General features: G+C 46.6%; 21 protein-coding genes, 2 pseudogenes and 2 riboswitches. Of the genes and pseudogenes, 11 read left to right on the top strand and 12 right to left on the bottom strand.

Features of this window, described 5'->3' with window-relative positions:
* Nucleotides 1-69: 69 nt before the first annotated feature.
* Nucleotides 70-936, bottom strand: coding sequence for a phosphosulfolactate synthase (gene comA, locus J7E85_RS17400; protein WP_215159861.1), 867 nt, complete (start codon nucleotides 934-936; stop codon nucleotides 70-72).
* A 112-nt stretch (nucleotides 937-1,048) separates the two neighbouring features.
* A pseudogene (locus tag J7E85_RS17395) lies at nucleotides 1,049-2,359 on the bottom strand (MFS transporter).
* 200 nt (nucleotides 2,360-2,559) lie between these two features.
* Between J7E85_RS17395 and J7E85_RS17390 the strand changes: the two are divergent.
* From J7E85_RS17390 to J7E85_RS17375, 4 genes are all read left to right on the top strand, one after another.
* Complete coding sequence (locus J7E85_RS17390) at nucleotides 2,560-3,288, top strand: 2-phosphosulfolactate phosphatase (protein ID WP_215159987.1); 729 nt, start codon at nucleotides 2,560-2,562, stop codon at nucleotides 3,286-3,288.
* Between the two features lie 97 nt (nucleotides 3,289-3,385).
* Nucleotides 3,386-3,772, top strand: a complete 387-nt coding sequence (locus J7E85_RS17385) for a YhjD family protein (protein WP_251035801.1) — start codon at nucleotides 3,386-3,388, stop codon at nucleotides 3,770-3,772.
* On the top strand, nucleotides 3,769-5,037 hold the full coding sequence (locus J7E85_RS17380; RefSeq protein ID WP_353049524.1) for a DNA polymerase IV: 1,269 nt from the start codon (nucleotides 3,769-3,771) through the stop codon (nucleotides 5,035-5,037). Before J7E85_RS17385 ends, J7E85_RS17380 begins: the two co-directional genes overlap by 4 nt.
* Nucleotides 5,034-5,372 (top strand): YolD-like family protein, encoded by a 339-nt coding sequence (locus J7E85_RS17375; protein ID WP_215159859.1) that lies wholly within the window; start codon nucleotides 5,034-5,036, stop codon nucleotides 5,370-5,372. The genes J7E85_RS17380 and J7E85_RS17375 overlap by 4 nt, the downstream gene beginning before the upstream one ends.
* A gap of 147 nt (nucleotides 5,373-5,519) precedes the next feature.
* On the opposite strand, the gene J7E85_RS17370 is transcribed toward J7E85_RS17375, so the two are convergent.
* The gene (locus tag J7E85_RS17370; RefSeq protein ID WP_215159857.1) at nucleotides 5,520-9,065 is read right to left on the bottom strand and encodes a collagen binding domain-containing protein; all 3,546 of its coding nucleotides are present in this window, start codon (nucleotides 9,063-9,065) and stop codon (nucleotides 5,520-5,522) included.
* Between the two features lie 283 nt (nucleotides 9,066-9,348).
* Nucleotides 9,349-10,149: a transglutaminase-like domain-containing protein gene (locus J7E85_RS17365; RefSeq protein WP_215159855.1), complete on the bottom strand. Its 801-nt coding sequence runs from the start codon at nucleotides 10,147-10,149 to the stop codon at nucleotides 9,349-9,351.
* 11 nt (nucleotides 10,150-10,160) lie between these two features.
* Nucleotides 10,161-10,249, bottom strand: a riboswitch (cyclic di-GMP riboswitch).
* Nucleotides 10,250-10,306: 57 nt separating this feature from the next.
* Nucleotides 10,307-10,393, bottom strand: a riboswitch (cyclic di-GMP riboswitch).
* A 179-nt stretch (nucleotides 10,394-10,572) separates the two neighbouring features.
* Here J7E85_RS17365 and J7E85_RS17360 point away from each other — a divergent pair.
* The 6 genes from J7E85_RS17360 to J7E85_RS17335 all read left to right on the top strand — a co-directional run bounded on the left by J7E85_RS17360 (nucleotide 10,573) and on the right by J7E85_RS17335 (nucleotide 18,254).
* Nucleotides 10,573-11,529: an ABC transporter permease gene (locus J7E85_RS17360; RefSeq protein ID WP_215159853.1), complete on the top strand. Its 957-nt coding sequence runs from the start codon at nucleotides 10,573-10,575 to the stop codon at nucleotides 11,527-11,529.
* Between the two features lie 12 nt (nucleotides 11,530-11,541).
* Nucleotides 11,542-12,471, top strand: coding sequence for a carbohydrate ABC transporter permease (locus J7E85_RS17355; protein WP_215159852.1), 930 nt, complete (start codon nucleotides 11,542-11,544; stop codon nucleotides 12,469-12,471).
* Between the two features lie 91 nt (nucleotides 12,472-12,562).
* A complete protein-coding gene (locus J7E85_RS17350; protein ID WP_215159851.1) occupies nucleotides 12,563-14,059 on the top strand; it encodes an ABC transporter substrate-binding protein in 1,497 nt (498 codons plus the stop codon).
* Nucleotides 14,060-14,209: 150 nt separating this feature from the next.
* Entirely contained in the window at nucleotides 14,210-15,961 is a 1,752-nt protein-coding gene (locus J7E85_RS17345; RefSeq protein ID WP_251035800.1) for a sensor histidine kinase, read from the top strand.
* Nucleotides 15,936-16,697 (top strand): response regulator transcription factor, encoded by a 762-nt coding sequence (locus J7E85_RS17340; protein ID WP_215159848.1) that lies wholly within the window; start codon nucleotides 15,936-15,938, stop codon nucleotides 16,695-16,697. The genes J7E85_RS17345 and J7E85_RS17340 overlap by 26 nt, the downstream gene beginning before the upstream one ends.
* 30 nt (nucleotides 16,698-16,727) lie before the next feature.
* Nucleotides 16,728-18,254: an ABC transporter substrate-binding protein gene (locus tag J7E85_RS17335; protein ID WP_251035799.1), complete on the top strand. Its 1,527-nt coding sequence runs from the start codon at nucleotides 16,728-16,730 to the stop codon at nucleotides 18,252-18,254.
* A gap of 193 nt (nucleotides 18,255-18,447) precedes the next feature.
* On the opposite strand, the gene J7E85_RS17330 is transcribed toward J7E85_RS17335, so the two are convergent.
* The 8 genes and pseudogenes from J7E85_RS17330 to J7E85_RS34080 form a co-directional block, all read right to left on the bottom strand.
* Nucleotides 18,448-19,620, bottom strand: coding sequence for a DUF4179 domain-containing protein (locus tag J7E85_RS17330; RefSeq protein WP_215159846.1), 1,173 nt, complete (start codon nucleotides 19,618-19,620; stop codon nucleotides 18,448-18,450).
* Nucleotides 19,583-20,185 (bottom strand): RNA polymerase sigma factor, encoded by a 603-nt coding sequence (locus J7E85_RS17325; protein ID WP_251035798.1) that lies wholly within the window; start codon nucleotides 20,183-20,185, stop codon nucleotides 19,583-19,585. Before J7E85_RS17325 ends, J7E85_RS17330 begins: the two co-directional genes overlap by 38 nt.
* 312 nt (nucleotides 20,186-20,497) lie before the next feature.
* Entirely contained in the window at nucleotides 20,498-20,929 is a 432-nt protein-coding gene (locus J7E85_RS17320) for a DnaJ family domain-containing protein (protein WP_215159844.1), read from the bottom strand.
* A 175-nt stretch (nucleotides 20,930-21,104) separates the two neighbouring features.
* Nucleotides 21,105-21,731 carry an ABC-2 transporter permease gene (locus J7E85_RS17315; protein WP_215159842.1) on the bottom strand — a complete coding sequence of 209 codons (627 nt, stop codon included), beginning with the start codon at nucleotides 21,729-21,731 and terminating at the stop codon, nucleotides 21,105-21,107.
* The gene (locus J7E85_RS17310) at nucleotides 21,724-22,590 is read right to left on the bottom strand and encodes an ABC transporter ATP-binding protein (RefSeq protein WP_215159840.1); all 867 of its coding nucleotides are present in this window, start codon (nucleotides 22,588-22,590) and stop codon (nucleotides 21,724-21,726) included. The genes J7E85_RS17315 and J7E85_RS17310 overlap by 8 nt, the downstream gene beginning before the upstream one ends.
* Nucleotides 22,587-22,970, bottom strand: a complete 384-nt coding sequence (locus tag J7E85_RS17305) for a GntR family transcriptional regulator (protein ID WP_215159977.1) — start codon at nucleotides 22,968-22,970, stop codon at nucleotides 22,587-22,589. The genes J7E85_RS17310 and J7E85_RS17305 overlap by 4 nt, the downstream gene beginning before the upstream one ends.
* 191 nt (nucleotides 22,971-23,161) lie before the next feature.
* Nucleotides 23,162-23,398, bottom strand: a pseudogene (locus J7E85_RS17300) (response regulator); the annotation flags it as partial.
* An 18-nt stretch (nucleotides 23,399-23,416) separates the two neighbouring features.
* A complete protein-coding gene (locus tag J7E85_RS34080; RefSeq protein ID WP_353049522.1) occupies nucleotides 23,417-23,815 on the bottom strand; it encodes a spore germination protein in 399 nt (132 codons plus the stop codon).
* Nucleotides 23,816-23,855: 40 nt separating this feature from the next.
* Between J7E85_RS34080 and J7E85_RS17290 the strand changes: the two genes are divergently transcribed.
* A complete protein-coding gene (locus J7E85_RS17290; protein ID WP_215159838.1) occupies nucleotides 23,856-23,993 on the top strand; it encodes a hypothetical protein in 138 nt (45 codons plus the stop codon).
* Nucleotides 23,994-24,032 lie beyond the last annotated feature (39 nt).

Genomic DNA, 24,032 nt, shown 5'->3' with positions numbered 1-24,032 from the left:
ATAGGCTGACTCTGGAGATATCCATAGACAGCCTTCTAGTATTTATCATTCTCTTGGTTTGGTCTATGTTTAAATCACGTAACAAAATCCATCCGTATGTTTCTCTCTCACCCCGAGTTCAAACGTATCTTGACGAAGTCCCCGGCGCATCGTTTCAAGGGAAAGCACTTCGGTGGGTTGGATATTCCCCAAATGTACATTAGATCCCAATTTGCGGAGAAGCATCGCTTGCTGCTCCTTAAGAGGTGCCTCCCAAATCAGCTTTCTTGCATCCGACACGTAGTCGATGATAGTATTTATCATTTCTTCCTGACACTCGCCATGCTTATCGAAAATACCGATACCTAGTCCTGACTCGCGCGCTTCAACGATTATAAACTCGGCGCCTACGTCCAAATCCGCTTCCATCGTATACGCGAGCATTTCGGCTTCGATGCGGGAACCGGACTGTTTTTTACCATACTCCGTAAAAACCCGAAGTCCGCGTTGTTTACCTTCCCGGATGAGCTCCGTTCGTTTTTTTCGCGACATCTCAATCGTGCCGTCGGATACTTCTATAGCGTTAAATCCAAGACGGCAAACGGTATTAAAAAATGCGGGGACGACATCTTGCTGCACGGCTGTCTCAAGCAAGGTTCCGCCGGGCATGACCGTGATTCCATGTTGTTTGGCTAGATTGATCTTATATAGCAGCATTTCCGTTTTATACAGCGGAGCCGTCCCAAAACCGAATTTGACGCAATCGATGTAATCCGAGGCTGTCTCGATCACATCTGAAAACATGTTTCTACCCAAGCCTTTATCAATAACCATCGTCATCCCGCGTTCCATGACCCCGTAGGTGTCGTGGTCTTTTTTGCCGTGCTCGGGATTTTCGCGCAGCCCGCTCGGATCACATATCTCCATGGGCCAAACTGTTCGCAGGGAACTGTTCATTTTAGGATCTCCTCAATTCTTTTTGATGTAGTCGTTTAATCCAATGACATTGGCATAATATGCTCATGCCCATTGACAGGTGCCCATTTTTTACAATAAGCGATTTGTCTGGTCATCCGATCTGCCGAGGCGGCTTAATCAAAAAGAACACGAATCCTAAAGCAACCAGGGATAGTGAAGACACGGTTATAAAAACAACATGATCCGATTTATCCATCATTCACCCGAATAAGGGAGGCCCTGCTGCAACCCCCAAAAATCGCAAGCTATTGTAAAGGGACGTAATCATTCCTCGCTCACTTTTCTCAACAGCGCCGGTGATCATTGTATTTAAGCAAGGAAGAAGCATTCCGGTTCCAATGCAGCTGACTGTCAACAAGCCGATAAACACATAAATGTTGTTAAAAAAGAAAAGTGTAGCCGCCAGAGAGAGAGTCATGGCAATCAGCCCGATATTCATCAGCCAACGGATCAGCAGGCCATTTTTCTTGATCAAACTTCCAGTTGTATAAGAAGTGATCACCATCCCAAGTAATGGAATGGCCAAAATCAAGCCCTTCACGACCCCGTCAATGTTATAAGGCTTGTCTTCAAGAATGTTGGATAAATAAAACAGTATGCCAAACAAAATGAATAGCCCCAGTGAACCGGCAAAAAAAGCAGTGATGAGCCAGCGGCCTTTTTCTTTAAAGATGCCTTTGATTTTCCCAAGGTACTTCCCTAGTTCTTGCTTTGAAGGTTGTTTCGATTCTTTGATCATAAAAATGACGGCCAACAACGATAACGCACAGAACACGGGAAATGCGAAGAAGGAAGCATACCACACGATCAGCATAAGCAGAGAGCCGATGATCGGGCTGAGTACTTTGCCTGCGCCATTGGAGGCTTCGATTAGGCCCAGTGCCTTGCTTTCTGTCCCCCCATCGTATAAGTCGCCAACGAGCGCCATGGCAATCGGTGCTGTTCCGGCGGCTGCAAGCCCCTGAATCGCCCTCGCAGAGATAATCACCGCAAATGAGTTCCAAACGGCGCCGAATCCTGCCAGAATACCGGCAGCTCCATATATGATCAAGGCGGGTATAATAATAATTTTGCGTCCATACCGATCTGACAAATAACCAATAATCGGAATAAACAAGCCTGCTGCCAAGGAGAAAATTGTGATGATCAAGCTGCTTTGGAATTTACTGATACCAAGCTCCCTTTGCATTTCAGGAAGCCCCGGGACTAGCATGGAATTGCCGAAAACGAGCACAATTGGGATCGTCGCTAGTGCGATAAATTCCCACAATTGACCCTTTGAGCCGTTAGAAGATTTTGATTTTCCGGAGGATTCGCTGTCTTTTGTCTCCGCGGAGTCGGTCTGCAGGTCGATATCGCTATTAAAGCTAATATTCAGTTTTCGCTTTTTGGTCTTTTCCATGGTATCGCTCCTCGGACTTGAAGTTCGTTTATAATAGGCCATTTTCTTTATTAGTTCATGCTTCCTAATTATCACCACATCCGAATTTAATATTCCTTCATTGCTGCCGAATCCTTGGGGGATTTGAGCACTCCTTGGATTTGGGCAAATATACTGTTACTAAAATAGCCCAAGTATGCCGGGTGAAAGGGGTTTGCTGCATGCCGATACAGATTATCCGAGGACATCATCATACATTGGAAGCATCCCACATCAATGTTGTAATTGATGTTATAAGGGCTTTTACCGTAGCGCACTATGCCTTTATCAATGGGGTTCAGGGTATCATTCTGGCGGGAACTCTAGACGACGCCTTGCGTCTAAACAAAATCTATCCTGACTTTTTATTAGCGGGAGAGATACAGGGTCTGCCGATTCCGGGGTTTGAACTGGACAATTCGCCTGTACGTTTACACAACTTGGATCTTCGGGAGAAATTTCTGATTCAGAAGACAACCAATGGAGTTACAGCAACCCTAAACGCATTGAGTACCGAGCACCTATTCGTTACCGGGTTCACCAATGCAAGAACAACAGCAGAGTTTATAAAGAGAAACTTATTAAAAGAAGACGACATGATGATTAATTTAATTGCTTCGCATCCGTCAGGGGATGATGATCTGGCCTGCGCACAGTATATATCGGAGATTCTCCAAGACACTAACCGTATATCTGCCGAGGAAACCATTGAACGGATACGAAAGTCAGAAGCGGCCGAGAAATTTTACGATAATGAACAACCGGAATTTTTACAGGAGGATATTTCGTTTTGCATCCAAGAGCTCCCTTCCGACTTTGTAATGAAAGTGAATCTTAATAAAAGTAATCCGTTGATTGAAAGGTTCCAGGTGGGGGCTTTAATCCCTGATCATGAGGGGTATCGCTTGTGAATTTCTGATCCGTCATCATAAGGGTATAATTTACATTGATAAAAGAACGAATGTTCGCATATAATACAAACAAACGTTCCCGTCAATGAGGTGAATAATGATGTTGAGTATTGGGTTGAAACCAGATGAAACCAAACTGGTGAAGGATTATATTTTATTACCCCTTTTACTTGATGTGTTAGAGCATGACCGTTCAATCCTATGTAGAGCAGATTTAAAGACCCCCGAGCTAACGAATGCGATCATCGACCATTTGCAGGCAGCTGCATTATCCGATTTAGCTCAGGCTCGTAGAACAATGCGTGAATATGCCATTAAGGTTTACGAGGATCGAAAAACAAAGCTTGGCATTGAGGTTGAATTCATCTGTAGAGGGTATCATCACAAGCTGTCCATACTATGGGGGCTAATTGAGGCGGAGATCGAGCAAAGATCGTACACCTACCTTGGGCTACAAATTGCAGATAAGGGGAGTCTGTTGTGAAATCATCTAACCGAGTCATCATGTTAGGGGATTGCCAGTCCTTTTATGCATCTGTTGAGAAAGCAGACCATCCCGAGTATACAGGCCGCCCTTTGGTAGTTGCAGGGGATCCGGAAAGACGTTCAGGTATCGTGTTGGCTGCTTGTCCGCTTGCTAAAGAAAAAGGAATAACGACGGCAGAGCGATTAGGAGAGGCACTATCAAAGTGCCCGGATCTTGTCGTCATTAAACCCAGAATGCAGAAGTATATTGACGTTTCGATGCAAATCACGGAGATATATAAGAGCTATACCGATTTAGTTGAGCCTTACAGTATCGATGAGCAATTTTTAGACGTTACCGGTTCGCTGCACCTATTCGGCACACCCGATGAGTTAGCCCAAACCATTCAGCGCCATATCCTGGATGCTACGGGTGTTCGCGCCCGCTTCGGCATCGGTGAAACCAAAATCCTTGCTAAAACGGCCTGTGACAACTATGCCAAGAAAAATCCGTCCGGCATCTACACGTTGTCCAAGGACTCGCTTGCGGATACCCTTTGGAAATTGCCCGTTAGCTGTATGTTTATGGCCGGCAGCAAGATGACCCGCCACTTTAACGTCATGGGGCTGCCCACGATCGGCAGCGTGGCTCAGACGCCTCTTGCTAAATTGAAGCAGATGATGCGCCGTAAATTCGGTAAAAATTCCGATATCTCAGCCGAGATGTACTGGCGAATTGCCAAGGGAATCGATGACAGCCCGGTAAGACCCGGCACTCACCAGGTTGACCCTAAATCGGTTGGACACATGATGACCCTCCCTCGGGATTATACCAAGCTGGAAGAAATTAAGGTTGTGCTGCTTGAGCTAACCGAGTTGGTTTGCCAGCGATGCCGCGGTCTTGGTTTTATGGGGCATGTTGTATCGGTCGGTTGTATGGGAGCAGACTTTGACCGCCCTACGGGATTTAGCCGACAGATGAAGATGGAGGATCCATCGAATATTACGAATCAGGTTTACCGCTGGGCATGCCGGCTGCTTGAAACGTATTGGGACGGCCTGCCGATTCGGCGGGTCGGTATTAGCTTGTCGCAGTTTTCCCCGGATACGGAATACCAAATGTCATTGTTTGATACCGGACGGGAGCGGTCGATGGCACTTGAACGGGTGACCGATGCCCTCAAAAATAAATACGGGAATTCGGTTGTGATCCGAGCCGTATCCAAAACAGACGCAGGCCAAGCGCTGGATCGATCAGCCAAGATAGGAGGACATTATAAATGACAACACGAAAAAAGCTTGAGGGAAACGGGCTGTGGGAATCCAGTCGGATGATGCTGCCGGAACACAAAGAAACCATCATTCGCAGGCAACTGGAAGAGGGCAGGAAAGACCGGCCAACGCTGGATCCACAAGAAATGGAATTAATCGAGAGTGCGCTCGCCGAGTCTTTTCATGAACACCGTATGATTACCGTGAGGCTGTTCGATGAATATGAGAACACGGAATTGACAGGAATTGTCGTGCTGATCCACACGTTTAGACGGGAGATCAAACTGTCCATGGCCGAAGAGGAATCGCGCTGGATTAAAATTGACGAGATCCTTTCAGCAGGATAATGGTGGATAATAAATACCTCTGATCGGGATCAGAGGTATTTATGTTACTACACATAATAAATGCATACATCATGGCGGTTGATCCCCCTCATGAAAACGGCTCCCCCTGCCCTGGTTACAGGACAAGGAGAGCCGAAGTCTGACGAATTATGGTTTCATTTTTATCCGTTTGCGACCTAACCATACACCGAAAGCGATCAGCCCGAGGCCAGCCAAATAGAATGGATAAGGGCTCGCTTCACCGGTTTTTGGAAGCATCGAAACTGTCGTTTGCGGTGTTGAAGTCTTCTCAGATGGAGTTGGTGCTTCCGGCATCTGAGGCTCAGGCTCGACGCCTCCTCGCGGAATATCCTCTTCGCTAATATCAACGGTAGGTGTTTCCGGCTCTGTCGGAGGCGTTTGAGGAGTTTGAGGCGTTGTTGGTTCACCTCTTGGAACATCCTCGTCCGGCACCTCTACTTCACCGGTCGGATTGCCCGGATCTATTGGGTTCCCTGGGTTACCTGGATCCGTCGGATTGCCAGGATCGGTTGGGTTCCCCGGGTTGCCTGGGTCCGTCGGATTGCCCGGATCAGTTGGGTTCCCCGGATTACCTGGATCCGTCGGATCCGTAGGATTGGAAGGCTCGCCAGGTGTAACCGGCTCTTCCTTGCGGTTCATTACGATTATTTTCTTCACATTGCCTTGGTCCTTGATGCTGGAATTAATCGTTACGTCCCATGTCGCTTGCTCGATCTTATACCCCTCTGGAGCTGACAGCTCCTCCAAAATGTACTCGTCGTACAGCAGCTTCGTAAAGAGGATTTTGCCTTCCTCATCCGTGGTTTTTACGATCGGCGTTCGTTTGCCTGCCTTGTCGTAAAGCGCAAACTTTGCTCCCGTCAGTGGCTTCGTCTGATCGTCCTGATCCACCTTCGTTACTTCCAGGCTGCCCGTTACGCCACCTCCCGAACCTGAGCCGGAGGAAGTACGGACAATAACCTCTTCCGTCGTTTCCCGAATCTCAGTCTTCAGCTGATCTCCTTCGAGAGCCACCTTATTTTGTACAGCCTCTTTATCTTCAGCGATAATGAACGACTGATATTCCAAAATATAGGCCGTTGAGATGTCATCCTCAAACTTTAATTCGAATGTCTCCTGATCTCCGTCAAGCCTATTGATGGTTAAGGTGTAATCCTTCCCTTTTGTCAGCCCTTGAGCTTTTTCCGCTTTACCGTTTGCATTAATCTTGGTAGCGTACAAGTGGAAGGAATCCTCGATCAAGATTTGGTTCGCACTTGGATAGTCGATCATTCTGGCGTTGGAAATATGCGACTGACCTTCATTGATTCGAATCACCCAGTCGATTTTGTTTCCGTTTTGGGCGCCACTTTTCTTCACATATTCGCCGCCGTGAGGAATCGTTACGCTGGCGTTCCATGTTGCCTTTTTAGCGCTGCCATCCAGCAGTTCCGCGGTATTATCGATTTTATTGACAATCAATGTGCCTTCCAGCGATGTTTTGAATTCAATCCAGTATGCGGATGAGATCGGGCTGGTAAAACGAATGGACAGCTGGTTTCCGTTAGCTTCTGATGGTTCCGTCACTACATATTGTTCAGCTGGAACTAGCGAGCCCTTCTGAACGCCATTCCGTCCCCCGGTAAGCTTCATCTCGTATACCTTGACTGAATCCGGCACAAGCTTCTGCTCCTGCTTCAGAACATCGGTTACGATCGCTTCTTTAAGCGAATCGAGATTATAATTCATCTTGATGTTCCACGTAATTTCTTTGCTGACAGGATTATAGCTGCCGTCTTTGCCGCCGTTATTTTTCGTATAATCGTCAGCGGAGAAGCTCGCATCTCGCTCAATCGGTCCTTTGGTCTTGCCTTCCTCGATCCATGTCATCGAAGCTCTGTTCAAAAAGTCCCGTTTGCGATCCTTCAGCCAGCTGATGTTAAACTTCGTTTCATATTCAATCGTATAGGTGGTGTCAATCTTAGAGAATTCGATTACAAAGCCTTCGCGTACATTATCGTACTTCACCGTGTATTCGCTCTCTGGAACGACTTTCCCGTCCGCTTTTACGGTCACTGAATCCGGAACGAATTCGAGTCCGTCTTGCGGGAACGTATCCGTGATGACTACCTTCTCCATGCTGTATTTGGTGCCGTCCGGCTTTTTATCACCATTGACCGTGATCTTCCACTTTGCCTTTTTGTTGGCGAAATCGATGTTCGAGGTTCCTTTGACCAGAGCACGGCTTCCATAGCCCGGAGCAGTTACTTCCTTGGACGCTTCACCCGATACGACTTTGTTCTTGACCTCCTGCCCTTCGGAGCTCAAGCGATCGACCGGCATCGTCTGGTAAACGATCGTATAAGGCGAATCGATATCCTGCTTGAATTGAAGCTCGAATCCGTTCATACCTTTCGCTTCAGCTTTATATTCATCCTCTGAAACCAGGTCTTGGGCATTGGCCGAATTCCCGTTATACACCTTCAGCGAATCGGCTATCCAGGTATGATTCTCACTAAATTCATCCGTAATAATAGCTTGAGCACTCGGAATCTTCTTCTCGTTGAAATTGTATTTCACCGTCCAAGTGATGATTCCGGTATCCTTATCCTGGCGATACGATTTATTCAAGAATTGGCCGCGATCTACCGTTACGGTAGCCGTCGATTGGGCATTTTCCATCCCGTCGCCAGACAGGACAGCGGTGTTCTCAAACCGGGACTGTTGACCGATAAGCTTCGTCGAGAAACGAATTTCGTAGGCTTTGCTGATCGTCTCATCCTGGAATGCAAGCTCCAGTTTGCCGCCGCCCGTTTGGACGGTATACTTGCCAGCATCCAGCTGATCACCAAGAACTGCTGAGCCGTCACCGTTAACCTGCAGGTTGTGAACCTCTACGGAATCCGCGATGAGCTCCAAGCCTTCAGGCATTTCATCGGTGATGACCGCGTGCTTGATTTTGTCCAGAGATTTGTTGATCTGGACCGTCCAATCGATCCGGTCTTTGCCAATCGCTTTCCCTTGCTTCTCGATCAGCTTTCCGCCTTGCGGCTTTAGGTTCACGATGATGGTCTGAACCCCACCCTTTATCGGAATAGCAATAATGATTTCTGTGCTTCCTTTAAGGACTTCCTTCTTAAACTCTGTGCGAATTTCCAGCTTGCCGCTGATGTTGGAATGGTTCTCCACGTAATCGTTGAAGGTCATCACAACTTTCCCGTTCCGATCAACCGTAAATCGGCCAACTTCGCCTTGACCGGTAAGGAGTGGTGCATCAATATCCGTAAAAATCTCAAACTGCGTCGGCAGCTCGAATGTGTATGTATCCCCATTCTTGTAGCCGTGCCCGTTCGGAAGCTCCCATTCGTAGCTGAGATTAACGGCTGCGCCGATGTCCAGGCTGCTGTCCGGATTATATACCGCATCAACCACGGTACCGTTCATATCGGTTAATACGACTTTGGTTAGTATCCCCTCCATGTCGGCTACTGGTGCTGGCGTGTTATATACGTCATCCGTCACTGTTTTTTGTTCACTAACTTCTAATTCTTGCACGCCAGTCTCTAATTCCTGCATAGTAACTGCTGATTCCTGCTCGCTACCCGCCGCATTCGCTGTCAAAGCGAATGTGCCCAATAGTGTTTGAAACAGAAGCAGCAGCGCCACAACGATTCCACTTACTTTTTTCTTCATAATCTCTCCCTCAATCTCAGCATTACCCTCGTAATATTCGGTTCCGATCTTACTTTCCGTGCGTTAATTCGTCCCATGCTTCTATCAAAATGCATGCCGATAATGGACTTCCCGAGCCATCATCTCCAAGACCTGTTATGGGCGCACGATTCATTGGTGTCTGTATTTCCCTTCAGAACCCAGCGGGCTTCCTGCATTATATCGGCCAAAACTCTACATTTTCTATACAACCGAAATAAGCCTTGGACTTATTCGTCCAAAGCTTAGTTTTATTGCACATTTATTAGTAGTATTTGGATGCAGAATAGCTGGAAGCATCTTTAATCATTTTGTACTCGGTCCCTTTGCTTTTCCAGCTCGCATCGACGGTTGTGTCAATGGTTACCCACTGCCCATTCAAATATACTTCATTCCAGGCGTGGTACACATCGACGTATTCCGAGGTTCCCATGACAAGCTTTGCCGGAATATCGAGGCTTCGGAGCATGGAAGCGAACAGGGAGGCGTAATCATAACACATCCCTTTCTGTCCAGCGATCGTGCGGTTGATATCGGGAAGGTAATCCGTCAGCTTGCTGGATGCAAGAGCATTGTCGTACCGGACCGTCCCGACGATATATTCGTAGACAGCCTGTACTTTTTCCTTGTCGGAGTGAGCCGAACGGGTTAGCTTTTTCGCAAGCTGAGCAGCCTTGTCCTCTTCGCTCCAATCGATATTTTGTACAGAATTCAAAAACACTTTGCTGCCGTTTGTCAGTTGAAGCTTAACTGCCGCTTCCTGAACGATCTTGTATTTGCTGCCGCTAACTTGTTCCAGCACGGAAATCGTGTAATCTCCGTTGCCCATCTGCAGTGGAAAAACTTCCTGCTGCTTGGCTGGCGAAAGCCCATATGTATATTGGTCCTGACCTTTTCCGATCATGAGCTTTGTCTTGGTGCCTGCTTTCACGTCATATTGAATGACGATTGCCCCACGATCCAGTTCCTCCAAGCCCAGCCAATCTTCAGATGGTGCAGCTTGTACAACCGGAGCCCATATCAATAACGCAAAAAGTCCTACAATCGCGAACACTGCGTTGCGCATGCTAACTCCCCTTCGGTGGCCAGGCTGCCATTTGACATTTCGTCAAGAAGGCCCTGTAGCTTTGCGTCCTAGTCTTTCGACAAGTTTGCCATTATCGTATTAGAGTTCCACAGGATTCAATGGATGTTTGTCCAAAAAAACAAAAAAAGCGTTTTCATTCGGTAGCTGGCTGTCATTGACGTTTCGTCAAGAAGACCCTGTAGCTTTGCGTCCTTGCCTTTCGACAAGTTTGCCGTTATCGTGAGTAGCTTTTGTGAATACATCATATCAAATATCTCAATTTCCATCAATAAAAATCTTTCGAATCTAACGTTTGTTGACTATAGTATCAAGTTTGTTATCTGGAAGCGACGAATCTTCCTCTTATACAATGAAACTACCAGGTGCACGACAAGCGAGATAACACCGTAAGGAGTGACAGACATGAGCTCTACAGCCCAATCAAAAGTTAAACGAAAGCGCTTACGAATACGTTGGCACAAGCAGGATACGGAACTTACCCTCTTGGCGCTGCCGACCACGATTTGGTACCTCCTGTTTAGTTTCTTACCGATGTTTGGGATCATTATCGCCTTCAAAAATTTCAAGATAAGCGGCGGCTTTTTGAGCAATGTGTTTAACAGTCCATGGGTAGGCCTCAAAAACTTCGAATTCTTGTTCAAATCGAATGACGCTTGGATCATTATTCGCAACACCATTGGCTACAACATTGTGTTTATCGTGCTAGGAATCGTTCTGCCCGTGCTATTCGCGATTATGATCGGACTCCTCCACAGCCGCAAAGCGAGCAAGGTCTATCAGACGATGATGTTCCTCCCCTATTTCCTATCCTGGGTGGTCGTATCTGCGGTAGGCTGGGCATTCTTAAGTTTCGATAAAGGGATTGTCAATCAAATGCTCGTCAATATGGGCAGCGATCCTATTAACTGGTATATGGAGCCGAAATATTGGCCATTGTTCTTGATTCTCTTGAATGTCTGGAAGGGCCTGGGCTATGGTATGGTCATTTATTTGGCAACTATCACAAGCATTGACAGCACCTATTATGAAGCAGCTGTTATTGATGGCGCTTCGATTTGGCAGCAGACGAGATTTATTACACTGCCCATGCTCAAGCTGGTGATCGTCATGATGTTCATACTGGCCGTCGGGCGGATATTTTACACTGATTTCGGCTTGTTCTATCAGGTCACGCGAGATTCCAATTCGCTGTTCAACGTGGCAACCACCATCGATGTCATGGTGTATAAGCAACTGAAAACCGCCACCGTAGGGATGGCATCCGCAGCCGCATTCGTACAGTCTGTTCTGGGATGCGCAACGATTCTGATCGCTAACTGGATTGTTCGCAGAATCGATCCGGATAGCGCGATGATGTAAGGAGGCAAGACGATGACACCGAAAACCACTTACGAGACAGGCCTTGAGAAGTTTAACCGTACAAACAAAGCCGTCAACCTGTTCTTCAACCTGATATTTATCATCTTGGCTCTGCTCTGCGTCATACCTGTAGTTGTTGTTCTGTCCATTTCCTTCTCCAGTGAGGAGTCCATCCGTGAGACCGGATATCACCTACTTCCGGTTGCTTTATCGGCTGAGGCTTACGTCTATATCGTCAAGCAGGGAACGATGATTCTGCGATCGCTCGGCGTGTCCGCCCTCGTTACCGTGGTTGGTACCGTGCTCGGCGTATTGCTTACCGCCTCCATGGGTTATGTGCTCTCTCGCCCAAACTACAAGCTGAGGGGCTTTCTGACCTGGGTGGTATTCATCCCCATGGTATTCAATGGCGGCTTGGTGTCCAGCTACTTCATTAATACCAATTTATTAGGACTTAAGGATAGCATCTGGGCACTAATACTGCCGCTAGCCGTTTCATCGTTCAACGTAATTATATGTAAAACCTTCTTCAAGAGCACGATTCCCGATGGACTGATCGAATCTGCCGAAATCGATGGCGCGAGCCAGCTGCGAATCTTCTTCTCCATCATCCTGCCGATCTCGCTGCCGGTCATCGCAACCATTGGACTGTTTCTCTGCTTTGCTTACTGGAATGACTGGTTCCAATCGATGCTCTATATCGACAACCAGAATCTGTATTCCCTGCAAGCACTGCTCAACAGCTTAATGAGTAATGTAGACGCACTCGCGAAGAATGCAGCAAGTATGGGCGTGAGTTACGCCATGCTCGTTGCAACGATGCCGAAGGAATCAGCCCGTATGGCTGTCGCCATTCTCATCGTGCTGCCGGTAGCATTCGCCTACCCTTTCTTCCAGAAGTATTTTATTTCCGGATTGACGGTCGGCGCCGTGAAAGGCTAAAGACGAAATAAGCCAAGAAAAAACCTTGGTTTATGATAGATCACACTGTACAACTCTTAAGCGATTTAACTTCAATAAGGGGGAATTTGGAATGAAGAGAGCTTTTAAGTTCATCTCTACACTGTGCGTACTGGCACTCATGTTGACCGTTTTAGCAGCCTGCGGCGGCTCGAAGTCTCCAGCTGCGACGGATGGATCTAAAGCGACAACAGACACACCGAAGGACAACACCGAAACAAGTAAGGATATTCCGACATTGACCTGGTGGACCATCGGGGGCCAAGTGCCGAACAATTTCAGCAAAGCGGTTGATGCCATGAATGCCTATACGGCCGAGAAGATTGGCGTGAAGGTTGACATCAAGGTAGCCAGCTGGGGCGAATGGGATACCAAAATGAACACCATCGTGAATACCGGCGAACCCTTTGACATCATGTTCACGAACAGCGGTAAATACAGCAAGCAAGTAGCTATGGGCGCATTTGCCGATATTACGGATCTGGTTCAGAGCGAAACGCCCGACTTGTACAAACTGATTCCCGAAAAAGTATGGGAAGGCACAAAAATCGGCGGCAAATATTATTCCGTTCCGACGTACAAAGATTCAGCGCTAACGCAGTACTGGGTATTCGATGATAAGTATGTGCAAAAGTACGGCATTGACATGAATAATATCAAAACGCTGCAGGATCTGGATAAACCTCTCCATGAAATGAAGGCTGGCGAAGGCAAAAGCTTCTATCCGCTGCCAATGACGCAAGGCGAAGGCTTGAACGGTTTCTTTAACGAATATGACGATTTAACGCTAGGCTTCCCTCCTATCGGCGTGAAAGCGGACGATGCAGCACGCACGGTGGTCTCTGTTCTCGAGCAGCCGGATGTCATGGCTAATCTGAAGCTCCTGCACCAGTGGTATCAGGATGGTATCATCAACCCGGATGCTCCGACGAAAACGGAGAACGACAAAGGCAGACCGTTCTTTGCAGCCCAGGCATTCCCGGGAGCCGAGGTCAGCTGGCAAATCAATGACGCCGTTGAAAAGTATAATATGGTTCAGCATTATGGTCCTATCTATACTACCAGTACAATCCAAGGCTCGCTCAATGCGATTTCGGCAAATTCGAAATATCAGAAGGAAGCTTTGAAATATCTTGAATTAGTGAACACGGATCCCAAACTTCGCAATATGCTGGCATTCGGCGAGATAGGCGTAGACTACAACAATGTCGATGGCGAAAAGGTGATTGAGCGTACATCCGATACTTGGCCGCTGGCTGCCTACACACAAGGCACATTCTTTAATTTAGCAGTGACCAAAGGCGCTCCCGAAGATCAATGGGAACAGGTTAAAAAGCTGAACGATGCAGCGACCTCCTCTACGATCCTAGGCTTTGCGCTGGACATCACCGATCTTCAGACCGAAGTGGCAAATTGCCAAGCGGTATGGGATAAATACAAATATGAGCTGATCACGGGCGCATCCGATCCGGAGAAAATGGTGCCGAAGATTACGGCTGAATTAAAATCAGCCGGCATGGACACGATTATGCAAGCTGCCCAAGAGCAAATCAACAATTACTTCAAGTAAGATTACATTCAAGCGCATCCCTTAATGAGGCTCTCTTAAGGGGTGCTTTTTCCTTACGATCTATGAAGCTAGGCGTTAATCGTGTTAAATTGAGATATAGCAACTTGTTTCAACGACCTGCTGCAATCGAGGTGTCATATGGGCTCTTTTTTGCAAATCAAAATTTATCGTCACAAGTTTATTGCCTATGTCATCTTCGTCGTCGCCATCGGAATCACGCTTGGTACGCTGACCTGTGCCATGCTGCTGAATCAATGGGTTGGCAACTCCCGGATCGAGGCGGCTAATGCCTTCTCGCGTGTAGAGAATGAGCTGCAGTATGATGCTGACCGCATTGAGGCTTACATGCAGCGTATTTACTCCAATACAGGTCTGATGGATGATGCTCGCAGCTTTTTAAGCAGCAGTGCTGAGGGATACTTAACCAGCAGGCTGCAGAACAGCCAATTCTCACAGCCGCTGGTTTCTTTTCCGGAGGATGTTAAGACCTATCTGTACAGCTGGGCGCAAGGTGAAATCACGCAGATAAGCACGCATACCGACAAGTATGGCAATGTCGTCCGTTTTAATGATAACGGAATTGCAAGCTTTACCTTCGGGCTTCCGAATACGGATGAAGCTTTTCGCGACACCCTGATGAAGGGATTCGTATATCGCAAGAAACTGTCGGATCCCACGTCAGGTCCCCAGGAATTCGGTGAGCTGCGCTTCTTGGTCAGCAGTGAGCAAATCTTTAAATCCGTTCAAAGCTTCCGATTGGGTAATGCGGCTGCAGTCAGCCCTTCCGGTGAAATATATCTGATCGGTAGCGGACAGGACCGGGACCTAGAAGAACTATCCCGACTAGCAGCGGCGAATGGACGCAGTCACGGTATTATTTCTAGGGGTGTTTTGAAACATATCTTTTTTGTCTCCTTTCCATCCACCAAGTTTAATTTCAAATTCGTGAGCATCATCGATTTATCCATGCTCATCCGTCAGCATGCTGGGATGCTGATCACCATCTTTCTGATCGTATTGACGGCCATGATTAGTGTGCTTCTACTCATTGCATACAATATGCGGGATGATGCCCTTTTCCTGCGCCGCATCATTCAATCGATTGGACGTGTGAAAATGGCCAATTTCACGCCTAACCGCCCTGCCCGTTACCGTCGGAATGAATACGGCATGATCGCCCGGGAATTGGACGATATGATTCAGCAACTGGATAAGCATATCCGGAATGAATATCTGTTAAAGATCAAACAGCAGGAAACTGAAATGAAAGCGCTTCAACACCAAATCAACCCTCATTTTTTATACAACACGTTAGAGGTTATCCGCTCCACTGCTCTTGTCAATCAGGACAGGGACACCGCTGACGCCATTGCAACGCTGGGGACGCTCTATCGCGAAATCGTCAAAAAGGAAAATATCATTTCGATTGCAAGCGAGCTGGAATTGCTGCAGAAGTACTTGGAGATTATGGAGTTTAAGTATCCCGAGCGCTTTTATTATCAAGTCAATGTAGAGCCGGCACTGCTCCTCATCCCTACCGTGAAATTTTGGATGCAGCCTTTGGCTGAGAACTTTTTCATCCATGGCTTTAACGCGAATCATGAGTTTAATTTGTATGTCGTTAATGGCTTTGAAGCCGAAGACTGTTATGTACTGGAATTCGTGGACAACGGACGCGGTATTTCTCCGGAGCGTTTACATACCGTTCGAAGCACAATGTCTAATCATGATGAACCATCTTCCAATAGTATCGGGCTGCGCAACGTATATACGCGCCTTCACTTTTTCTACGGGGACGGCTTTTCGATCGAGATTGCGAATAATGAGGAATCTGGAGTCAACATTTCCGTGCGGATTTCAAAAGAGGTGATTGAACATGTACAAACTGATGATTGTGGATGACGAACCTCAGATTTTGGAGGGAATGAAGCGAATCCTGGATTGGAAACAATACGGTTTTGGTCGGATCGAAACCTGCGAATCCACGGAGGAGGCCATGTCCAAAGTAGTGGACCTGCTTCCGGATGTCGCCATATTCGATGTTTGCATTGGCAAGGAACTTGGATATGAAGCGATCCGCAGGCTGAACGAATTTCAAATTCCTACGAAATATATCATTATGAGCGGTTATAGTGAATTTACATATGCCCAGGAAGCCATTCGCTGTGGCGTCAAAGACTATCTGCTCAAGCCTATAGAACGCACCAAGCTGCAGCAAGTGATTGAGAAGATCATCGTTGAGGATCTGGGCGGTTCGATAGGTAACAGGAATGGCGAAAGCCTGAACACGGACCCGGTATTAGGTGTAAGCTATGACAGCTTATCCAAGTTGGTCAACCGTATTCTGCTGATGATCAGGACAGAGTATGCTCAGAATATAACCTTGAAGTCCGTAGCGGAGCGTTTTCAGATGAACAGCACCTACCTTGGACAATTGTTTCTTAAAGAAACCGCGATGAAGTTTTCCGAATATCTCATGGCTTACCGAATGCTTCTTGCACAAGAACGAATTCAATCGACAGATGAGAAGATTTCCTATATCGCATTTTCCGTCGGCTACAACAATCTCAACTACTTCTATACGCACTTTCACAGCTTTTTTGAAAAATCTCCTTCTGAACTGCGGGGAAAAGGGTAACAACAAACGCGGCGAAAAAGGAGGATACCGATGATGTTTAAGCACCCAAGAAGGCCCAAACGCATCCTCATGATCATCAGTCTCATATTGCTGCTCACATCCTATACAACCGGCTGCTTCCGGCAGCCTGGATACAACAACGAAACATATGATGGGGACACGGTAAACCTGATCTATTATACGATCGGAGAGCCTGACAAGGATCTGCAGCTCGTCAATGATAAAATCAATGAAATCATGGCTCGTAAAATCGATGTGACGATCACCTATGTCAAGGTAAGCTGGCAGGAGTATGAAGATCGGCTGAACACGCTGATATCCGCCGGAAGTCCATTTGATATTGCTTTTGCACCCGATTATGCAACCACCGCTATGCGCGGCGCCTGGCTGAAGCTGGATGACTATCTTGCCGGCCTTGGCAAGGAAATGTACGACGCGATTGACCCCACCTTTTGGCAAGGGGTACGTATGAATGATGGCAGCATTTACGGTGTGCCGACCAATAAAGAGTTAGCCGTGCTTGATCAGTGGATGTATCCCGCTTCCATCGTGAGTAAATATAATATCGATATTACCAAATACAATACGCTGGAATCGCTTGAACCGCTGCTTCGGATGATTCATCGGGAGGAGCCGGCATACATCCCCATGGAATTGGATCGGGATTCCCACAATTTCTTCGCTCTCCATGGATACGAATATATTATGAACCATAAATTGCCCTTGATGATCAAATCACTGGACCCGAGTGCTCAGGTGGTGAATATCTTCGAAACCAAGGAAGCGCGGCAGGTGCTAGATACGTTGCGGCGTTATTACAAGGAAGGCTTCATTAATGAGGATGCCGCACTGCGAGAGCCTGGAGGACTTAAACGAGGGGCCAAAGTGTTCTGGAAGTCCTCAGGCGGCGGTCCGCTCTCGGAGACGACTTGGAGTAAGGATCGCGGCTACAAGATTGTAGCGAATCCCATAACCCCAAGCACCGTCACAACGGAATCCGTCCGGGGCGGCATCATGACCGTGAACGCCAATACAAAGCATCCGGTGGAATGTATTAAATTCCTGAATTTGCTCAATACGGACCCGGAAATACGAAACTTATTTAACTATGGGATTGAAGGCGTGCACTATACACTGGATAAACAAGGGCAAGTCGTTCTAACTACGGACAAGGACAGCGATGGCAACCCGATTCCGGATGCGCCTGCAAGCCGCTATTCAGGAGTACAGTACACGCAGGGGAATTGGTTTATCCTGAAAACCATGGGCGGCGATAACCCGGACCCCCTCGACAAATGGGATCAATTTCGCAAATACAACGCAGGCGTCGTCAAGTCCAACGTGCTCGGCTTTACACCTGATCTATCCAAGCTGACCGTCCAAACCGATAACATCGAGATGGTCTGGCATAAATATTATCCGAGCCTCATGACAGGCTCCGTCGATGTGGATACAATCCTCCCCAAGTTTAACGATGAGCTGAAGCAAGCTGGCATGGACGACGTACGGCTGGAAGTGCAGAAGCAGTTGGATGCTTGGCGGGGTGAAATGAAGTGAGTATTGACAGCTTTTGTTCACTGAACGGATCGAGCCGCTTAATGTCGGCAGCGATTTCAGGCCAAACTTAAACAGCGCGCGCCGATTGAGTATCGGTGCGCGCTGGCTGCATAGCCTTTTCCATCTCTCTACTTGACAGGGGTATGACCACGCCTATATAAGGGCCAAGCCTTTGTGAATACGGATTCTTCCGTTATTTTACATCCACGTGGAATTCCAGCTCGCTGATGTATTTCTTTTCGCTGGATTTACCGGAAGATTTGTCTTGCTTCAACACATAAGGCTTTATTGTAACCGACTTCAGCGTCTCTTTAAACGGCGTGAAATTATAGTCGATCACATATTGCCCGCTAATAAAATTCATATTGTTACCTGGAAGTTCCTTCAGCAGGTTGTTGTTCTCATCGTAGATATCGAATCCAAACCAATGTTTGCCGGCATACAGATCTCCATCTGGAAGTTTGTATTCATCCCCGAGGCTGGCAAGCTCCCCGTGGCCGGTCATGGACAAACGCGTCGTGATCGGCGTCAATTCCAGCTTGTCCAGAGAAAAGTGGAATCCGTCATAGGATTTAACCGATTCCGGCTTCAAAACGAGGTTTTCGGTGTTTTTCTTTACCGGAAACGTCAAAACATAAGGCTGGTCAGAACCGGTTAAGGTCGCTTCAAGTTTGAAATTGAAGGAATCGCCCAGCGGTTCAGGCCGTCTCACCTTATCCGGATCAGCGTTAGGCAAAATGATAGGAGGGGAGTCGTTGAATTCCAGAATTACCGTATCCCGGGTATCTCCGTCCTTCATGGTATAACTTCCTGGAAAGTACTCCTTGCCGTTAATGTACATACGGATATCTTTAAGGACCCCTTTGCCGTTGATGTCCCTGTCACCGTTGCCCAAGCGCTCGCCAAGCAGTTTAGCATCCGCTTGACCGTCTCTTTTTAGGGCAACCGATATACGGGTTCCATCATAAATAAAACCGGTGCTTTCAAGTGTCATATCATTGTGGCTGTCTTTAGCTTGGACGGACTGATACAATCCGTTGGCTATACTTGCCTGCAGCCCCGGATCACCATACTGCTGAAAGATGTTGCCGATGAGCGGAACCTGGCTCAGTGCGTTGGCCATGACCGGCGATACGAACCCGCTGCCGATGACCCCAAAACCCAAGGCTGCGGCTATGCCCGTGGCAGCCACGACTCTTTTCATCCGTTTGTTTTTGCTGCGATTGCGCTGGTTCAATTCTGTATTTGTATTGTTCATTTGTTCAACAATCCTTTCTCCCAAGTTTAACTCCGGAACTTCCGTATTTTGAATCATATATTCCAGGTTGTCAGTAACCTGCTTTGCTGGATCGGATATTTGCTTCAATTTGCGGTCCTCCCTTATCTCGTTTGTATTGGACTAGTTTGTTGCGGATGCGCTCATATTGTTTCCGTAATGTGGCCGGTTTGCAGTCCATAATCTGCCCGATCTCCTCGAAAGTGTACTGCTCTACCGCTTTTAACAGCACAAGGTTTCGTTCGCTGGGAGTCAGCGGATCCAGCAATTCCATTACGGCGGATTCCCGTTCGGAATAGCTGTATAATGCGGCTTCATTCTGGTATCTGTCTGCAATTCGTTGATACTGTTTTTTCTTTTTCAGCACATTCATGCTGTGATTGTAGGCGATTTTGTACAGCCATGCCGAGAATGGGGAATCCCCGCGGTAATCACCTATATTCTGATAGGCCCGGATAAAAATATCCTGAAGCGCATCCTTGGTTTCCTCGCGTTCTCTAATCAGATAAAAACAATAGATATACAGCTCTCTTTCGAAGTGGCGGGTGATCTCGATAAACGCTTCCTGTGAACCCGCTTGTGCCTGGCGGGCCCATTCATCGACCATAGCTCTTCGATCTGCCCTGTTTATCGAAGTCGCTGTTTTGCTATCCAATCCATCACCTCCCTGTGTTTTGACTTCGCTTATATGACAACCGTTTCTTTACGATTTGTGACAAGAAAATTAAAAAAAGAGCAGGTTATTTATGGATACTTGCCCTGGCCTTACTTTCGCAGCTCTTCCTCCAAGGCCATCCATTCCTGCTGTACAGGCTTACCAAGCAGCTTCAGCGTTTCCAGATGAACAGCACCTACCTCGGACAATCATATCTAAAAGAGACCCTGAAGCTGATAGCTCAGGGTCTCTTGGCCTTTTATTTCGAATGGCCCTTAAATTGTTAACGGGGAGAGCATTTGAGTTAATTAGCTACTCCCATTTATCGTAGGCTGCGTGCAAATTGACTTCAGACAGGAGTCCTTTTTGCAGCTGTGGATTCGGAACCATTCGGTTGTACTTTATAATCTTTTGATTAATGGCCTCGAACTCTGTCTCCGGAATTGCATTGGGCTCCGGGCGCTCCAAGAGCCGCTTGATGTCGGCGGCGATTTCTTTTCTCAGCTCCACCCATGCTGGCTGGTAATTCGCGTTCTTCATGATCCCGGTTAGAACATCCCCGTCTTCGATCTTAATCGGCTTTCCCTTTAACGGTGAATCGTCAAAGCCGCCTTCTCTGGCAAATTTGTCGATGGCCGATTCCAGAAGCCCGCTGCTGGTCGACATGGTGCGTCGTTCCTTTTCTTCACTTTGATCTTCTTCAGCAGCAGAAGCGGATTCTTTTGGGTCATCGTTCAAATCCATTCAGTCACCTCCATTCTAACAATTCATATGAAGCTCGTAGTCATTCTTTCGGCAAAAGAAAGGCCATTCCTTCTTTGAATTCATTTTCTAAAAACCAGGTCTTTTACTGCACCTATTAACGCTGCCGGGAGTAATGTAACGGCAAAAATAGCAGCGAATAAGTTGTATGGGACTCTTACAAGTCTTTTCTAGTAAAGAGGCTTATCGTTAAGAAATAGGAAGCGATGAATACAACTACGATACCAATTAGAATAAGAAGTAAGGTTTGATCGCTAAGGACGCCTTTCTCGCTCACCATATTCATTAGCACCGCTGCAGGTTGTGCCAGGATAATTAAGGAGACCATGAATACTGCATTGATAATTCCGGCTCCTTTTTTACTAAGTGCGTAAAAAAGAGGCATATAGATAGAAATTAGAACAAGCAGCATTCCTACTGAAACCAATATGGACAATACCGTATAGTCTGGCTTTTCAAGCTGGGGGAATGAAAGATTAATGAGCCGGTGAATTCCGTAAGAAGCAATGACTCCAAACAGTGTATACATGATGGCTGTTATGTATTTGGCTTGCACAATATGTTTGCGACTAATCGGCAGCGTGACCAGAAATTTATGGTTATGGTTTTTGATATCGATCATCGTAGCTAGGATGATGGAGCCGAAAGCCGTATAGATTCCTACAAAATAAATAGACATTTCACTTTTGGGTATAAAAGCGAAACTGAATACAACGAGATAAAGAAGAATCGTCCAAAGTGAGCTTTTTAAAGCAATGAAGTCTTTACGAAGCAAATTAAGCATGAACTCGTCCTCCCTTGGCAGTGAAATACATAATGTCTTCTAAGGATGGTTTTTCTAAAATAGCATTATTGCCGAACAGCTGCGCGGCCTTGCGTCTATTATCAACTAAGCCCTCAAAACCAAGCGCCGTCTCACGAATCCCGATAAATTCCTTTCGAATATCCGAATCAATCAGTTGTAAATCGCCCTTCACGATCGCATATCTCTCAAGCACATCATCTTTCGCTTCATTGAATACAAGTTTTCCGTTATTGACAAAAGTAATATAGTCAGCAATGCGGTCCAAATCCGTCGTAATATGTGTCGAGAAGATAATCGTATTTTTTTCGTCCTGCATCATATCCGCAAGTAGATCGAGCATTTCCCTTCTGAACACAGGATCGAGTCCAGAAGTCGGCTCATCCATGACCAGGAGCTCAGCCTCATGGGATAAGGCAATGGCAAGGGAGAGTTTGATCTTCATTCCCTTAGATAAATCTTCAACCTTCTTCTTAGGAGACAATTCGAATTGTTCGAGGTAGCGGTTAAATTTCTTTTCATTCCAATGGCTGTAAAAGGGCGCAATCATTCTCTTCGTATCACGAATCGTAAGATGCTCATAATAGAAGCAATCATCCGAGACGATGCCAATGCGTTGTTTAATGTCGACTTCATGTTTAGGCATATCACGGCCGAGTATTTTTACACTGCCGGAATCGGGACGAATCATGCCGAGCATCATCTTGATTAAGGTGCTTTTACCAACACCATTCGGACCAATGAGTCCAGTAATGTAGCCTTGTTTCACATCCAGAGATACATGATCGACTTTGAAAAGAGGGTATGCTTTTGTTAAATTTCGTAATTCGATTGCATTCATGGCGTTTGTTCCTCCTCGAACAGTAAAGTCAGATGATCGATTACATCTTGTTGGCTCATGTTTAATCCCTTGCTTTCTCGAATGATATTCATCATTTTCTCTTCTAATCGCTTCATGCGCTGCTCCCTGATGAAATCTTTATTTGCCCCTGATACGAAACAACCCTTACCTACGACCGAGTCGATTAGTTTTTCGTTCTCCAATTCTTCATAGGCACGCTTAGTCGTAATAACACTAACCTGCAAATCCTTAGCAAGCTGCCTTATAGAAGGGAGACTGTCACCTGCGCGCAATTCCCCACTCAGAATACTCTGTCTAATCTGGTTCATAATCTGTATGTAAATCGGATCGCTCGATGCGTTGGATAATATGATTTTTATGCCGTTCACCTCACTGCTGTTAATTAAGTGCATAGTGTATATATATAATATATACACTATTCCCTCTTGTGTCAATTCATCCATCTGGGCAGTCATTCTTGTCCACTTCGATTAAAAATAAAAAAGCCGCGGATTACGCGACTTTGTATGGGTGTATGTTCTTGTCTCCGCCAGGTCCATCTTATGGCATACTTCGGCTTCAGGATATAGTCCGCTACACCACTCTGAAAAGTAGACCGGACGTAATCGTATTCAGTGAAACTGCTGAGCACGATGACTTCCATGTGAGGATACTTCTCCTTAACGGTCTTGACCATTTTCTCCCCGCCCATGACAGGCATTACGATATCTGTAAGAATGACGTGAGGATTCACCTCATCCATCAAATTCAGCGCTTCAAGACCGTTAGAAGCCTCACCGACGATTTGGCGCAGCTTTGTAAGCGCTTATAATAAGCGAAGGCTTGTTTCAGGATCAAGTCCGCGAGGACATAAGCGGTACTGCGTCCTTCGATAAACAGCACACTGTTTACCGAGCATAATATTCAGCTTGAGCTCATCCCACTTGGATTCTGGTTTTACATACCCTACATTTGTAATGGAGTCTTCGGAAGGGTTCCCCGACTCAAGCTGAAGCGGAGCGAGAACATCATGATTGAGGCATGTCTTATCGGTTAATTCGTCCATGTATACGAGAGCCGCTTCTTCTCCGGTTTGTTTAATATGTAGCTTACGTATGATCAAGTCGGGAGTATCCGTGAAAGCTTCTTCAATTCTGCCTAAAGCTTCTTTTAGATGTGTGGTAATGTGTTCCTTTTGCTCGTAATTGGCAGATCGCTCCTTCACTATCCTTTGCTCCCTTCATTCCCGCATGTTTTTCCTTATTATGACGATTATGGACGTTGATATGCATCATATCCTTACAAACTGGGGAACGGAGGTGGATGGAATGGTGCCAACGGTGCAACAAGGATTTGGTGGTACTTTTGATCAACTCGCCAAGTACCTTGAAAGCCAGAAATAATTACACTGATAAAAGGACTAGACGGATTGTAATATGAAG

This window comes from Paenibacillus sp. ISL-20 (assembly GCF_018613005.1).
Taxonomy (GTDB): domain Bacteria; phylum Bacillota; class Bacilli; order Paenibacillales; family Paenibacillaceae; genus Paenibacillus_AQ.
The sequence above is the reverse complement of the archived record's forward strand: the minus strand, read 5'-3'. Positions and strand labels throughout refer to the sequence as shown.